General features: G+C 65.5%; 14 protein-coding genes. 1 reads left to right on the top strand and 13 read right to left on the bottom strand.

All coding sequences use genetic code 11. The features are described from left to right. Positions 1 to 243: 243 nt before the first annotated feature. On the top strand, positions 244 to 1,869 hold the full coding sequence (locus ACYVD7_RS05865) for an amidase (RefSeq protein ID WP_460760358.1): 1,626 nt from the start codon (positions 244 to 246) through the stop codon (positions 1,867 to 1,869). Between the two features lie 133 nt (positions 1,870 to 2,002). Here the strand turns inward: ACYVD7_RS05865 and ACYVD7_RS05860 are convergent, their stop codons facing one another. From ACYVD7_RS05860 to ACYVD7_RS05800, 13 genes are all read right to left on the bottom strand, one after another. Further along, a complete protein-coding gene (locus ACYVD7_RS05860; protein WP_460760311.1) occupies positions 2,003 to 3,391 on the bottom strand; it encodes a class II 3-deoxy-7-phosphoheptulonate synthase in 1,389 nt (462 codons plus the stop codon). Between the two features lie 189 nt (positions 3,392 to 3,580). Then, entirely contained in the window at positions 3,581 to 4,093 is a 513-nt protein-coding gene (locus ACYVD7_RS05855) for a disulfide bond formation protein B (RefSeq protein ID WP_460760308.1), read from the bottom strand. Positions 4,094 to 4,158: 65 nt separating this feature from the next. After that, a complete protein-coding gene (locus tag ACYVD7_RS05850) occupies positions 4,159 to 4,599 on the bottom strand; it encodes a hypothetical protein (RefSeq protein ID WP_460760305.1) in 441 nt (146 codons plus the stop codon). Between the two features lie 29 nt (positions 4,600 to 4,628). Next, entirely contained in the window at positions 4,629 to 6,455 is a 1,827-nt protein-coding gene (locus tag ACYVD7_RS05845; RefSeq protein ID WP_460760302.1) for an ATP-binding protein, read from the bottom strand. 57 nt (positions 6,456 to 6,512) lie between these two features. Next, a complete protein-coding gene (locus ACYVD7_RS05840) occupies positions 6,513 to 7,220 on the bottom strand; it encodes a PspA/IM30 family protein (protein ID WP_460760300.1) in 708 nt (235 codons plus the stop codon). A 136-nt stretch (positions 7,221 to 7,356) separates the two neighbouring features. Continuing rightward, a complete protein-coding gene (locus ACYVD7_RS05835; protein WP_460760297.1) occupies positions 7,357 to 8,202 on the bottom strand; it encodes a hypothetical protein in 846 nt (281 codons plus the stop codon). 35 nt (positions 8,203 to 8,237) lie between these two features. Continuing rightward, positions 8,238 to 9,080, bottom strand: coding sequence for a hypothetical protein (locus tag ACYVD7_RS05830; RefSeq protein WP_460760294.1), 843 nt, complete (start codon positions 9,078 to 9,080; stop codon positions 8,238 to 8,240). A 13-nt stretch (positions 9,081 to 9,093) separates the two neighbouring features. Next, positions 9,094 to 9,963, bottom strand: a complete 870-nt coding sequence (locus ACYVD7_RS05825; protein ID WP_460760291.1) for an ABC transporter ATP-binding protein — start codon at positions 9,961 to 9,963, stop codon at positions 9,094 to 9,096. Next, positions 9,960 to 10,769, bottom strand: coding sequence for an ABC transporter permease (locus tag ACYVD7_RS05820; RefSeq protein WP_460760288.1), 810 nt, complete (start codon positions 10,767 to 10,769; stop codon positions 9,960 to 9,962). The genes ACYVD7_RS05825 and ACYVD7_RS05820 overlap by 4 nt, the downstream gene beginning before the upstream one ends. A gap of 110 nt (positions 10,770 to 10,879) precedes the next feature. Beyond that, complete coding sequence (locus tag ACYVD7_RS05815; protein WP_460760286.1) at positions 10,880 to 12,550, bottom strand: phosphate ABC transporter substrate-binding/OmpA family protein; 1,671 nt, start codon at positions 12,548 to 12,550, stop codon at positions 10,880 to 10,882. 72 nt (positions 12,551 to 12,622) lie between these two features. Then, complete coding sequence (locus tag ACYVD7_RS05810) at positions 12,623 to 13,303, bottom strand: hypothetical protein (protein WP_460760283.1); 681 nt, start codon at positions 13,301 to 13,303, stop codon at positions 12,623 to 12,625. Between the two features lie 331 nt (positions 13,304 to 13,634). Further along, positions 13,635 to 14,006: a 50S ribosomal protein L17 gene (rplQ, locus tag ACYVD7_RS05805; RefSeq protein ID WP_460760281.1), complete on the bottom strand. Its 372-nt coding sequence runs from the start codon at positions 14,004 to 14,006 to the stop codon at positions 13,635 to 13,637. Positions 14,007 to 14,184: 178 nt separating this feature from the next. Next, positions 14,185 to 15,183, bottom strand: a complete 999-nt coding sequence (locus ACYVD7_RS05800) for a DNA-directed RNA polymerase subunit alpha (RefSeq protein ID WP_460760278.1) — start codon at positions 15,181 to 15,183, stop codon at positions 14,185 to 14,187. Positions 15,184 to 15,303: the final 120 nt, after the last annotated feature.

Below are 15,303 nucleotides of genomic sequence, written 5' to 3'. Positions count from 1 at the left end.
CCCCGCTCCACTGGTCGCCGGGTAAAAACAATCTTCCTGAAGCACCAAGGCGCCCGCTTCTCATGACAATCGAAGGCGGATCCGTCACAACGTGACGGCAGCCACAGCTTCACCGCGCTCCCGCCCTTGTTGCCGCCACGCCCCGCGGGCGATGCTGAATGGCCCGCATCTGCCGCGGCCAGGGGGAACACCATGTCTGTCCAGTACCGGCTTGCCTGCGGGCGCGCCGCGCGCACTGCCGCATTGACGTTTGCCGTGATCGCCGCGCTCGGCGCCTGCGATCGGCTCGGTGGATTGAATTCCACTACGCCGGGCGAATCCGCTGCGCAGGCTGCAGCGACCGCGGCCTCCACGGGACTCGACGTCACCGAGATCGGCATCGCCGACCTGTCGTCGCGCATGGCACGCGGCGAAACCAACAGCCACGCGCTGACGCAGGCCTACCTGGAGCGCATCGCCGCGATCGACGATGCCGGACCGAAGCTCAACGCGGTGATCGAACTCAATCCCGACGCGCTCAAGGAAGCCGACGCGCGCGACGCGGAACGCCAGGCAGGTCGCGTGCGCAGCCCGCTGCACGGCGTCCCGATCCTGCTCAAGGACAACATCGATGCGACGCCGATGGTGAATTCCGCCGGTTCGCTGGCATTGGCGAATCATCGACCCAAGCGCGACGCCTTCCTGGTGGAACGCTTGCGCGCCGCTGGCGCTGTGATCCTGGGCAAGACCAACCTCAGCGAATGGGCGAATTTCCGCTCCATGCATTCGACGTCGGGCTGGAGTGCGCGCGGCGGGCTGACCCGCAACCCGTACGTGCTCGATCGCAGCGTCTGCGGGTCCAGTTCCGGCACGGCCAGCGCGATCGCCGCCAGTCTGGCGACGGCGGGCGTGGGCACCGAAACCGACGGCAGCATCATCTGCCCGGCGTCGCTGACCGGCCTGGTCGGCCTGAAGCCGACCGTAGGCCTGGTCAGCCGCAACGGCATCATCCCGATCTCCAGCAGCCAGGACACCGCCGGCCCGATGGCGCGAAGCGTCGCCGATGTCGCCTTCCTGCTGGCGGCGATGGTAGGCCGCGACGAGGGCGACAAGGCAACGGCCAACAGCGTGGGCCACGCGGTGTTCGACTACCCGCTGCACCTGAAGGCGAACGCCCTGCGCGGCGCGCGCATCGGCGTTCTGCGCCAGCCGCCGGGCACCGATGCCGCCGTCGATGCCGCAATGGAAAAAACCATCGCCACGCTCCGGCGCGCCGGCGCGATGGTCGTGGACGCGCAGATTCCGACTGACGGCCAATGGAGCGCGGGGGAGCTCGAAGTCCTGACCCGTGAGTTCAAGGCCGGGCTCGAGCACTACCTCGCCGCACGCGAAGCGCCGGTACGCACGCTGGCGGACATCATCGACTTCAACAAGCGCCACGCCGGCGACGAAATGGCGTATTTCGGTCAGGACCTCTTCGAGCAGGCTGACGCCCGGGGTCCGCTGAGTGATCCGGTCTACCTGGACGCCCGCAGCAGCATCCGCCGGCTTGCCGGTCCGCAGGGGATCGATGCCGCCCTGCAGGCGCAGCAGCTGGATGCGCTGATCGCGCCCGCGGCGCCGGCTGCCTGGGTCGCCGACATGATCAATGGCGATCCGTCGATCACGACCGGCTTCAGCGCCGCAGCCGTCGCCGGCTACCCGAGCCTGACCGTGCCCATGGCCGATGCGAACGGTCTGCCGATGGGCGTGGTGTTCATGGGCACTGCGTGGAGCGAGCCGCGCCTGATCGAGCTGGGCTACGCATTCGAGCAGGCCAGCAAGGCGCGCAAGCCGCCGCAATTCCTTGCCACGCTGCGTCCGGCTGCGAATCGCACCGCCGCGAAATAAGCCAGAGCCTGGTTCGCGTTGCGACAGTATTCGCGTTGCATCCGTCGGCACGGCACGCCGCAAACGAAAACGGCGCTGCCTGTTGGCAGCGCCGCGTGATTCAACACTGCGCGTTCAACGACGCGCTCAACGCTCAGGCAGGCCGCGCGATCTGCGCCTGCTTGCGAACGATCAGCATCGCGATCTCCAGCGCCTGCTCGTAATTGAGGCGCGGATCCACGCAGGTACGGTAGGCGCGTTCGAGATCGGTTTCAGTCAGTTCGCGCGCACCGCCGAGGCATTCGGTGACGTCCTCGCCAGTAAGCTCGAGGTGGGTGCCACCCAGACGCGTGCCGGCTGCTGCATGCAGGTCGAACGCCTGTTCCAGCTCGCCACGGATGTTGTCGAAGCGTCGCGTCTTGTACCCGTTGCTGGTGCTTTCGGTGTTGCCGTGCATCGGATCGCAGATCCACAGCACGCGGCGACCTTCGCGCTTCACGGTATCCAGCAGGGCAGGCAGCTTCTGCGCGATCTGCCCCGCACCCATGCGATGGATCAGGGTCAGGCGACCGGGCTCGTCGTCCGGATTGAGCACGTCGATCACGCGCATCAGCTGGTCCGGTGTCACCGACGGCCCCACCTTCAGGCCGATCGGGTTGCGGATGCCGCGGAAATACTCGATGTGCGCGCCATCCAGCTGCGCGGTGCGCATGCCAATCCACGGGAAATGCGTGCTGAGGTTGAACCAGCCCCACTGGCGCGGGACTTGGCGCGTCTGCGATTCCTCGTACGGCAGCAGCAACGCTTCGTGCGAGGTATAGAACTCCACGCGGTTGAGGTTGTGCACTTCGGCGCCCGACAGCGTTTCCATGAAACGCACGGCATCGCCGACACCATCGACCATGCGCTGGTACTCATCGGCGAGCGGAGAGTGGTCGACCCAACTCAGGTTCCAGTACTCGGGATGGTGCAGGTCGGCGAAGCCGCCATCGATCAGCGAACGGATGAAATTCATCGTCATCGCCGATCGCGCGTGCGCCTTGACCATGCGGCGCGGATCGGGCGTGCGCGCTTCCAGGGTGAAATCCGGGCCGTTGATGATGTCGCCGCGGTAGCTGGGCAGCGTCAGGTCGTCGCGGGTTTCGGTATCGGTCGAACGCGGCTTGGCGTACTGCCCGGCGAACCGCCCGACGCGCACCACCGGAAGACGCAGCCCGTGCACCAGCACCAGGCTCATCTGCAGCAGCACCTTGAGCCGGTTGGAAATGACTTCCGGCGTGCAGCCGTCGAACACTTCCGCGCAGTCGCCACCCTGCAACAGGAAGCGCTTGCCTTCCTGCGCCTCGGCGATCTGCTTCTGCAGCGCGAGGATCTCCCACGACGTCACCAGCGGCGGCAGTGCATGCATTTCCTGCAGCACGCCTTCCAGCGCGGCCGCGTCCGGATACGTCGGCATCTGCAGCGCGGGACGGCTGCGCCAGCTGACCGGGGACCAGTCGTTCGGCAAGTTCACTGCGCGGAGATTGCGATCGGAGGCGGACATGGGGCGTGAATTTGTGAGTGGAAAGGATGCTGCATCGCAGCGAATTCCCATCATCCGCCCGATTTCCCGCTGCTGCAACGGTTGCTTCCGCAACCTCTCATGGCGTTTGGCCATGATCGAAACCGGGCGTCAAGGTTTCGGTTGAAATGATTCCTGCGACGGCGAGGGCCGTCGCGGCACCCACCGACCTCAGCGGCGACGGAAACCCACGTACCCGGCCCACAGCAGCAGTGCCGCCAGCCACACCAGACTCCACGCCGGCATCGACAGGCCGAGGAAGGTCCAGGTCACTTTCGCGCACTCGCCCGAGCCGGTCATCACCTTCTGTATCGCGCCGAGCCAGCCGCTCATCTGGACCATGAATTCCAGCGGCGCACCGCACGAGGGCACCTTGTCCGGCGGCAGCGTCGTGATCCACACGTGGCGCGCGGCGATGCCAACGCCAATGCCCGCGGTGAGCAGACCCAGCACGCCGTAGAACCGCCGCCAACCCGCCTTCACCGGCCCGTGCAGCGCCGCGACCAGGAACACCATCGCCGTGCCGAAGAACGCCGCGCGCTGGAAGATGCACAGATTGCATGGCTCCAGCGGATTCACCTCACGGAACTGCGTGTGGAACGCGTAGCCGAGCAATGCCGCGCAGGCAGCCACAGCGAGTGCGCATTGCGCGCGGTAGGACCAGGCGAAGGGATTGAGCTTCATTGCGGGTGACTCGTGGTGGCGCGAACGCGGGCTGATGGATTGGACGGGCTGATGGCTTGGACGACTCAGGACTGCTTGAGTTCCCGCGCGACTTCACCCAGCGCATCCACGTTCTCGATGCGGGCGATCTGTTGCAGCAGGTGGTCGCCGACGCCTTCCTCGATCGACGCCAGTTGCTCGGCGGTCACGCCCAGCACCTTGGCGAACTCCGCCACCTTGGCGCGTTCGGCGGCCGTGTACTTGCCGTCCGCATAGGCCAGCAGCACGCACGAATGCAGGAACACGCCCTTGAGTTCGAGCGAATCCAGCACCTGCGCGGCCGCTGCGGCATCGAACGTCGTGGCGGTGAAACTCGACAGGTCGCCGTGACCTGCGAATTCGCCCTGCGCGGCGGCGAAGAACTCCTGCACCAGCAGGGTTTCGGCCGGATGCACGCCGTCGGCGCGGGCCAGTTCGTACAGGCCATGGGCAATCGTGCGGGCCTGCTGCGGGGTGAGATCATTCATGGGGTGGTTCTCCTTGGGGGACGGGAGGGTCAGAGACGAAGTTCCTGCTTGATCTGCGCCAGTGCATCGCGCAACTGGTCGGAAGGCAGGTCGCGGTATTTCGCGGGCAGCATGCTGCGACGCGAGCACTCGAACACCGCCAGCAGCTCCATGTATTCCAGCATCCGCGCATCGCGCGACGGCAGGTAGTCGCCGGCGGCTTCCTCGAACTGCTTCCAGCCGGCGTCGCACTCATCGCGCTGCGCAACGGCGAGGGCCTGCAGCACGACGGCTTCAAGATCCGCGTTGGAGTAGCCGACCAGCCTGTCCAGCAACGGCGCGGCGACCAGTTCGGCCTCGCTGATGCCGATCTCGTAGCGGCGGCACAATGCCGCGAGCACGGCGGCAACGTCCTCGCGCGTGTCCATGTAGAAGAAGGGAATCTTCACGTCCAGGCGGCCGGCGCGCTTGATGTCCACGTCCAGTTTGTCCGGGCGATTGGTCATCAGCACGAACAGCACGACACCGCGATTGTCGGTGTCGCTCATGAATTCCTTGATGCGGGCGATCACGCGCGACGACGTGCCGCCATCGCTGTCCTCGGACTGGCTGCCGAAGCTGCGATCGCCCTCGTCGATGATGAGGATGGTCGGACCCAGCGCCTTGACCATGCCAAGCACCTTCTCCAGGTTGGCTTCGGTCGAACCCACCCATTTGGAGCGGAAGTTCTTCAGCGTCACCGCGCTCAGGCCGGAGGTCTTCACGAAAGCCTTGGCGACGAACGTCTTGCCGGTACCCATCGGCCCAACGAACAGCATGCCCATCGGCGCGCGACGCCTGTCGCCGGATTTCAGCGCTTCAGACACGCGCAGCAGTTCCGCCTTGATCGCGGCGTTGCCGCCGACCGCATCCATGCCATGGCGCGCATCGACGAACTCGATCAGGCCCGCGCATTCTTTTTCGATGATCTCGCGCTTGCGCCGGTGCACCAGTTCGATCACGTCCGCGTACGGATCCAGATCGTCGTGCTCGGGCAGCGGGTGTTCCGGATTGATCAGGTTGCGGATTTCCTCGGCATCCATGCCCGCGGTCACGGCGGTCAGCTTTTCCGCGCGCGCGACGGCGTTGGGGCTGTCGCCCAACAGCTTCAGCACCAGTGCGCGGCGATCGGCTTCGTCCATGCCCTTGTCGGCGCGTGGCCGCAGGATCTGCGCGATCTGCACCGCGCGCAGGCCGGCGCTGTGCTCAGCCAGTCGCGACACGTGCGCCGCGTCGATGTCGTCGTCGCAGTGGCGGATGATCGCGGCGCGTTCGGTCGCGTCGGGCAGCGGGATTTCCACCACCGCGATGCGCGGATTGGCGACCAGCTTGGCGTTGAGCTCAGCCAGCGATTCGCTGAGCAGGAAGACGATGTTGTCGCCGCCGGCCAACCAGTCGCTCTGCGACCAGCGGTGCAGGCGGATGGCGTTGATGCGGTCCTGCTGCGACAGCAGGTTCTCTTCGCCGACGGGAGCGACGCTGCCGGCGTAGTTGATGATCACCGCGTTGTGCACGCCGCCGGCGAGGCGGCGCTCGATGAAGGCGAGCGGATCGACGCCGTCGGCGGTGGCGCGCAACGCCGCTTCGGTCGCGACGCGGTCATCGCCGAGCGACCGCAACCCCTCGGACGGATCGAACACCGTGACCTGCTGCTTGTTGCCCGCCAGCAGGACATCAGCGAGGAAGTCGATGACGCCGTACAACTTGCCGTCGTAGAGAATCTCGTCGAAGACGTTGCGATGGAGCACGAACATGCCGGTCTCGCCGCCCAGGTACTTGCGGCGCAGGCTTTCGGCCCAGGCGGGCAGCGATGGCTTGCTGGCGGGGGTGTCGGTCATTCGTGTTCCTTGATCCCTGGATTCGCCGCCCCCGCGAACGCGAGGACGGCGCGACGATTACATCTGCCGTTGCGTGCTGGCCTGCGCGGCGCGCTGGCGCTTGAGCTCATCAAGCTTTGCCTGCGCGGTGATGTTGCCGCTCTGGCCCTGTAGCTTCTTCAGACGCACGTCGAGGTCGGACTCGTGCAGCTCGCGGGCCAGCTTGGCTTCGGACACGGTGTTCTTGATGTGCTCGCGCACCTTGTCCAGCGCCTGCACTTCCGCATCGACGGACAGACCGTCGAGCTGCGACTGGACCGCCAGGCGTGCCTGCGCGCTCTTCATCTGCGCCAGCATGCGGTCGCGCTCCGCCTTGAGTTTGTCGATCTCGCTCTTGACCGACAGCAGCGCGCTCTTGGCTTCCTCGGCATCGCCGTTGGCCTGCTGCATGTCGTTGTTGAGTTCGGCAATGGCGGCGTCGAGCGCTTCCTTCTTCTGGATCAGGATCAGCGCCAGGTCATCCTGCTGCGTGGACAAGGCGGCCTCGAGGTCGCGGCTCACCTGCTCCAGCGAACGTCGCTCGGCCGACAGACGCGCGTCGATGTCTTCGCGGCGACGCACGATGGCCGCAGTTGCGCTGCGCAGCTTGGTGTACTTGTCGACCATGCCGCGGATCGCGTTCTCGTAGGCGATTTCCGGGTGGTTCTTCTCGATGTCGGACACCCACAGCGACACGAAACCGCGCCACAGGTTGCCCAGGCGTGCCATCAGGTTGATCGAACTCATGGTGGTGCTCCTGTCATTGATGTGTCGTCCCGGGCGAAACATGGGACCTGTTGTTCTTGCGTCGACAGCGCGCCCGGTTTCATGGAGTCGCCCTGCCGTTGTTGAAATCCTGCTTCCCGATCAGCCGGCCTATCGATCAGCTATTGACCCGCTGGAAGAATTCGCGATGGTCGCGGGCGAAATCGCGAAACCCCTGGTGCAGCAGCTCGCGCACCGGACCATGGTATTTCTCCGGCACGAAGCGGAATGCCAGTCGTGCGCCCTGCGTGGCCCATTCGAAATGATCCGCCTCCGCGCCGCCACCGTGGCCGGAATGGATCGCGATCCACTGGTAGGCGCGGTGCTCCTGCCCGGCTATGTTGACCTTCGCGCCATCCAGGTAGGCGACCAGATCCGGCGCGAGTTCGCGCAGGGTGCGATCGATGATGGTGAACTCCTGGTCGGCCAGCAGTTCCGAACCCATGTGGTAGCCGATGCCGGCGAAGATGTTGCCCAGGTCGTCCGGCGAACCGACACCGTAGCCGGTGGCAACGTGGCGATTGAGGTCCGCGAGCCACGACGGATCCTGCAACAGCGACACGATCGCCGCATCGTCCAGTTGCTGCTGGCCGGCTTCGAAATCGATAAGCCCCTTGAGCATCGACTGCGCCAGGCAACGGTGGGTGTCGCGGTGCACGGTGTCGCGATCGTCGAATTCGTCGCGGGCGGCATCGAAGAAAAAGCTGGCCACGTACACGCTGCGATCCGCCAATGCGGCAATCGGCTGCGTCGTGTCGATGAAGCACCCGCGCGAGCGGCCGATCTTGCCTGCCAGCGCGGCCACGCCCGATCCGAAGAACCCGTTCCAGCTGGTGTAGCGCCCCAGGAAACGCAGGCGCGACGCGGCATCGCCGAGCGCGCCGGCCAGCGTGTCATGGACCATGCGCTGGTGCTGCTCGAAATCGCAGAGTTGCTTGAGTTCGGCGACGGTTACGTTGCTCATTCCCTGGGAGTCCGTATTGGATTTCAGTGTTGGATTTACTGTTGGAGACGGGTGGCTGCGACGCGCGCGGCGCGATTGGGCAGCACCTGGTCGAGCTCCGCGTAGCTGCTGTCGTCCAGTTCTTCTTCCATCCGCAGGCGCTCGATTGCTTCCTGCAGCTGGCCACGCGCATCGCCGGCGGCGGGCGTGGTGATCAGGGTCTGGTAGATCTCTTCCACCGTGTCGGGCAGCGACAACATCGCCGCGTCGACCGCAGCCTTGCGGCTGGACAGGCGGCGATGGCGCTGCACCAGCTCCTCGATGTCGGTCTTGGCCTTGACCAGGCTGCGACGATCGGGATCGCCGGCCTCGATGCGCTTGGCCAGGTCGCCGGCACGACGTTGCAGGCTGCCGACGTCGGCCGAATCCAGTCGCTCGTCGATGCTCAGTTCCGCCAGCCACAGGCCCAGGTAATCGCCGCAGGAATCCCGGAGCTTTTCCAGTTCGTGCGTTTCCAGCGATGTGTCGCGGTGCTGCAGCAACTCGGCCACGGACTCCACACGTTCGCGCAGTCGATGGAAGATGTTCCAGTTGCTGTGGCTCTCGCCGCAGCGCGCCAGGATCTCACCGCGCAGATGGGCGATGCGGGCTTCGCGCTGCTCGCTCCGGTAGCGTCGATCCACTTTGTCGCGGAACGTCGGCGAGGCAGGGATGAACAACGCCGCGATGGCTTCGCCCGCACCGAACGCGAACAACGGCAGTATCGCGCCCGCCAGTCCGAAGGGAAACGAGAGCACCGTGGCGGAAATGATCGACACCAGACCAATGTTGATATTGGTCGGATGCGAGAGCATCGCGCCCAGGTAGGAGGGTTTGTCTTTGGGGTCGGTGCTGCTCACGACGGGATCATGCCTAGATCGAAACCTTCACGCTGCCACGACCCGTGCTCTTGGCGTGCAGCTGGGCGAGTACGCGCTCCTCCAGCTTCACGGTGTCGGTCGCTCGCTGCCATGCATTGCCGCGTGGCCGCGGCTCGTCGATGGTGAAATCGTCGGCGATGCGCGCCGGCTGTGTCGACAATACGGTGACACGATCGCCCAGGGTCAACGCTTCGGTCACATCGTGGGTGACGAACACCACCAGGCACGGGCGACGCTCGTACAACGAATTCAACAACTGCTGCATCTCCACCCGGGTCTGCGCATCCAGCGCGCCAAACGGTTCGTCCATCAGCAGGATGCGCGGCTCCAGCACCAGCGCACGCGCCAGTGCGACACGCTGGTTCTGGCCACCGGAGAGCTGCGACGGACGCAGGTCCCGGTGCTCCCACAAACCGACGGCATTGAGCATGTCGTCGACGCGCTTCGACCATTCCGTCTTGGGCACGCGGTTGCGCCACAGATCAAGGCGGAACGGGAATGCGACGTTGTCGCGCACCGACAGGTCCGGGCGATTGGCATAGCGCTGGAACACCATCACCGAGTCGTCGTGCGCGCCCACACAGGGCTGCCCATCGACCAGTACCGTGCCCGATGTCGGCGTGGTGACGCCGATCGGCCGAACGCCACCCATCATGCGCAGGATGGTGGATTTTCCGCAGCCTGACGGGCCCAGCAGCATGTTGATGCCGGGACGTTCGTAGCGAAGGCTCAGGGTGTCGACCACGCGGGTAACGCCCGAGCCGTCGGCACTCGGATATTCCTGCACGATCTCGCGCAGTTCCAGGCTAACCGTGGCGGGCGATGTCGCGGTAGCGGAGGCGACAGGTTCCGGCGTGCTCATGCTTCGGTTTCCCACGGATACAGGCGGCGCTTCACGTAGCGCATCAGCTGATAGGTGATGAGGGCAAACGCGATGATCACAATGATCCCCGCGAATACCTGGTCCATCGCCGAGAAGCGACGCGCGTTCTGGATCATCTGGCCGAGGCCTTCGCCGGCGTTTACGTATTCGGCGACGGTGATGTAGGTCCACATCACCGAGGTCGCCACGATCACGGCGTCGGCAATTCGCGGCATCGCGATCGGCAGCACGGCGTGGCGGACGGCTTCCCACGGCGTGGCGCCCAGGTCGCGCGCACTTATCCAGTACGCCTGCGGGACGGCCTGGATGGCGTCGCGCACCATCGGCACCAGGTACACGACGGCGCCAGCGTAGAGAAACAGCACCTTCATCGATTCACCGATGCCGAACCACATCACCATGATCGGCAGCAGCGCGACGACCGGTGCGGAACGGAACGGATCGACGAGCGGCGACAGCATCGCGTTGATCTTCGGTGACGCCCCCATCACCACGCCGGCGGGAATGCCGATGGCCACCACCAGCGCGCCCGCGGCAAGGATGCGTCCGACCGAAGCCAGCGTCGCGTTGAACAGCAGGCTGCGGCCGTGCTCGCCATCCCATGCGAGGTAGGCGAGCGCCTTGGCCACGCTCCACGGCGCAGGCAGCTTGTTAGGGCCGACGATCGCCAGGCCGGCCAGCGCACCCCAGATCACCAGCACGGCGATCACCGCACCAATGCCCAGACCACGGCGCGTGCCGGCGGTCAGTGGTGCGTACGGGTTCCAGAAGTTGCTTTCGGTCATCGCCTGACTCGTTACCTGTTCACGCTATCGATGGAATGCGGCCGCCAACTTCGCTGCCTGGACTGTGTTCCATTGCCTCCGGAACACAGTCGGCACCCGCTGCGAGCCGATCAGCGCGTGTGCACGCCAATGCGCGTGGTGCGATTGGACGCGCGGCAGTCCTCCAGGCCCAGGCCTTCGGCGCCGGGATTGCCTTCATCGCACAGCGGCTTGTCCGGACCGTTGCCGACCACGGTGAAACGGGCCCGGTCGAATTCCCACTGGGACACGAGGTACTCCACCACTGCCTGCGCGCGCTGCTTCGACAGGCGCATGTTGGTGTCGCGCGAGCCGGTGGCATCGGTGTTGCCGGAGATTTCGAAATACGCCGAACCGTTGTTCTCGATGAACGGCACCATCTCGTCGTTGATGGTCTTCTCCGCACGCTTGGTCAGCGACGCGCTGCCGCTGGAGAAGCCCACGATCACCGGCTTGGTGACGGCGGCTTCGGTTTCAGTCGCCTCCGCGCGCTCGGATTCGGTGAAGGTGAACTCCGGCTTGGCGGCCGCCTGCTGCGCGGCCTGGTTCTTTTCCAGCAGCTTGCGGATGAAGCGGTAGTCGAAGGAATCCTGCGGGTTGATCACCGGCGAGTTCGGGTTGGCCAGCGCGCCGGCCTTGCGGTAGATCTCGTCGAAGCGGTGGTACACGCGCTCGTAGTGGTTGGTGCCGCCGGCCAGGCCGAGGATGCGGGCGTTGTCGTCCAGGCCCGTCCAGACCAGGTTGGAGAACAGCGCCTTCACGAAACCACGACCCTGGTCCTTCGCCAGCAGGGTGAAGAACTCTTCGGTCTTGACCAGCGCGTCGACGGCTTCGTCGGGGTTGCGCTTGGACGCTTCCACGCCTTCCATCCAACCGGAGACGAAGCCCTGGATCGCATCGGTGTTGGCGGCATCGTTCAGCACGCGGCTGTCGCAGACCATCACGTCGTAGATCAGGTTGGTCGCAGTCTTGGTCGAATAGACGACGTGCGCACCGGGAATGTTCTTCAGCGCGAGCGACAGGTCCGGATCCCACAGCGCGGCGGCATCGACGTTGCCCGATTCCAGCGCTGCGCGGACGCCGGCAGTGCCTTCCTCGGCGTTGATGTAGACGTACTTCACCGATTCCTTGCGGCGGGCGCTGAGGCTGGAATTGTCCACCGCGTCGATGGTCATGCCGTCTGACGGGGTGTACTGCAGCAGCGCGACCTTGCGACCGGCGAGGTCTTCGACGCGGCCGACCGCGGGATCGCGCGCGATGATCGCGTCGGCGCCCTGGGTGTTGTCGACGATCATCACCGCGCGCGCGTCGCGTCCGGCATTGCGCAGGTTGGGTTGTTCCTGCGCCCAGAAGTCCGAGGTGCGCCAGGCGCACTGCGCCGCGCCGGACTCGAAGATCGTGGACAGCGTGGGGATGTCGTCCTGGATCACCAGCTCGACGTTCACACCATTGCGCTCGAAGATCGAGCCTGCCTGCGTCTTGAGCGACTTGCCGTTGGCGACCAGCGCCGGCGCGTAGCCGTGGAAGCTGACGATGCTCACCTTGAGCGGATTGCCGGGCGAGCCCAGCGGGCCGGTTCCGGTGCCGTTGTTGCTGGAAGGGGTCGACGCGGAAGACGCATCGCTGCCCTTGGTCGCGGCGACGTCGGTCGTACCGCCGCGGTTGACCAGCTTCTTCAGGCCCAGGTGCCAGGCGCCGGCGCCGGCAACGCCGAGGATGGCGACAGTAATCAGGCCCTTGGCGAGGGGAGTCAGTTTGGCCATGGAACGCGTTCTCCTTGTGATCCGACAGCGGGCACGCCACCTGGTGCGGCGGCGCGCCGGTTGAGTGGGTGCTTACGCGGCGGGCGCGCCGTCGTTGCCGAAGGTCTGCGGGATCTGCTGCAGAAGTTCGATCTGGGCGTCGATGCGCATGCGCTCGCGCAGGCAGGCCTCTTCGGTCGCGCGCTTGGCGGCCTGGATGTCGGCCTTGTCCCTGGTCGCGCCTTCCACCTCGCGGGCGAGCATCGCTTCCATCTCGGCGATCTGGCCGCGGATGTGGGCGATGGTCTCCTGCTGCAGTTTTTCGCGAGCTTCCAGTTCCGACTGCGCATTGGCATTGGCCGACTGCGCGGCCTGGAACAGGCCCTGCTTGGTGTTCTCGAGCGCCTTGACCTTGCGCATGGCGTCCAGCACGGCGTCTTCCACAGCCCAGGTGTCATCGGCGCTGTCGATCGCCAGCACGGCGGTCTTGCGCATTTCCGGCTGCATCGCCCGTAGGCCGTCGAGCACCTTCAGCAGCTTTTCGGCCGTATACGGCGAGCCGGGCACCTGCTGCTCGGCGTAGATGTCTTCGAAGGGACGGTTCTCGACGATGTCGGTGGGAACCACCACCGGCGCCGGCGGAAGTTCGACGACAGGCATCACAGGATCGGGATTGGCCGGAAGTTCTGACGCCGACACCGGGTTTCCGGCCGCTTCGCGTTCATCCAGCTCCACCAGGCCCAGCTTGTGCAGGCCCCGCAGCAACTTGCCCATCCCTTCCCCATCCTTCGGCGTACGTCGCCCATTGGCCGCATTACCGGCCTCCGTCGCATCTTAATCGATCACCTGAACGATGCACGGGCGCGGAGGCGCGATCCGCATGCGCACACAGTGCAGGCTGGCAGCCATGTACACAATTACAGCCTGCATGGGGATCGGCGCTGGCTCCCGCGGATTATCTCGATAGCGAAAGGCGCGTGCATGACACCGCGGTCGGCGCTCCCGGCCGCATCCATCCACAGGCACCAGAAACGCAAAAAGCCCCGGTCGCGAGACCGAGGCTTATGCGTCGCCCACCTGGCGGCGGACGGAGGTGACTTGCGTCTTACTGGGCCGCGTCGGGGCGGTCGACCAGCTCGACATAGGCCATCGGCGCATTGTCGCCAGCGCGGAAACCGCACTTGAGGATGCGCAGGTAGCCGCCCGGACGCGTCGCGTAACGCGGGCCGAGGGTGGTGAACAGCGTGCCGACGGCTTCCTTGTCGCGCAGGCGCGAGAAAGCGAGGCGGCGGTTGGCGACGCCGTCGACCTTGCCCAGGGTGATCAGCGGCTCTGCGACGCGGCGCAGTTCCTTGGCCTTGGGCAGGGTGGTACGGATGAGACCGTGCTTGATCAGCGAGGCAGCCATGTTGCTGAACATCGCTTCGCGATGCGCAGTGGTGCGGCTGAGGGCACGTCCGGATTTCTGGTGGCGCATGAGTTGGATTCCTGATGAATGTTGGAACTGTTGTATTTCGCTGTCGCCATCGTGGCGTTGGAACATTGGACTGCGGTTGGTCCGAGCCGACCCTCCCTGGGCGGCGTGCCGCGGGCCTTCTGGCCCGTCGACGTGTGTTGCGGCGGTCCCTACCGTAAGGCAGGGACCGCTTGTTGCTTTAGCCCATCATCCCGTGCGAGGCAATGCCCGCCGGCGGCCAGTTTTCGAGCTTCATGCCGAGCGAAAGGCCGCGCTGGGCGAGGACTTCCTTGATCTCGGTAAGCGACTTCTTGCCGAGGTTCGGGGTCTTGAGCAGCTCGACTTCGGTCTTCTGGATCAGATCGCCGACGTAGTAGATGCTCTCGGCCTTGAGGCAGTTGGCCGAACGCACGGTCAGCTCGAGATCGTCGATCGGACGCAGCAGGATCGGATCCACGCCACCGGTCTGCGGCTTGGCAGCACCGCGGTCGCGATGGGTGAAGTCACCGAACACCGACAGCTGGTCGCTGAGGATGTCGGCGGCGGTGCGCACGGCTTCCTCGGCATCGATCGTGCCGTTGGTTTCGATGTCCAGAACCAGCTTGTCGAGGTCGGTGCGCTGTTCGACGCGCGCGGCTTCCACGGCGTAGGCAACGCGGCGGACCGGCGAGAACGAGGCGTCCAGCATCAGACGGCCGATCGTGCGGGTTTCTTCATCCGGACGACGACGGGCAGCGGCCGGCTGGTAGCCGAAACCGCGCTCGATCTTCAGACGCATGTTCAGCGCAGTGTCCTTGGTCAGGTGCGCGATCACGTGTTCCGGATTCAGGATTTCGACATTGTGGTCGGTCTTGATGTCGGCGGCGGTGACAATGCCGGGGCCCTGCTTGGCCAGCGACAGCGTGGAGCTCTCACCGGTGTGCATGCGGATGGCGACGTCCTTGAGGTTCAGCAGGACTTCCAGCACGTCCTCTTCGAGGCCTTCGACCGTGGTGTACTCGTGGAGCACGCCGTCGATCTCGACTTCGGTGATCGCGAAGCCGGGGATCGAGGACAGCAGCACGCGACGCAGCGCGTTGCCGAGGGTGTGGCCGTAGCCGCGTTCAAGCGGCTCGATCACGACCTTGGCGCGATGGCCGGAGATGCGTTCGATCTGGGGACCACGCGGGCGCAGTACCTGGTTGGCGGTAACCGTCATGTTGTTGCGTTCTCCTGCAATGCCTACGTACGTGGGGGTATACGACGATCGGCTGAGGCTTCTGGAGCTCCCCTCTCTCGAAGGGAGAGGCCGGCGCGCAGAACGCACCAGCCTGGGATT

This window comes from Lysobacter fragariae, from assembly GCF_054779775.1.
This window is presented reverse-complemented; position numbering and strand designations above follow the sequence as displayed.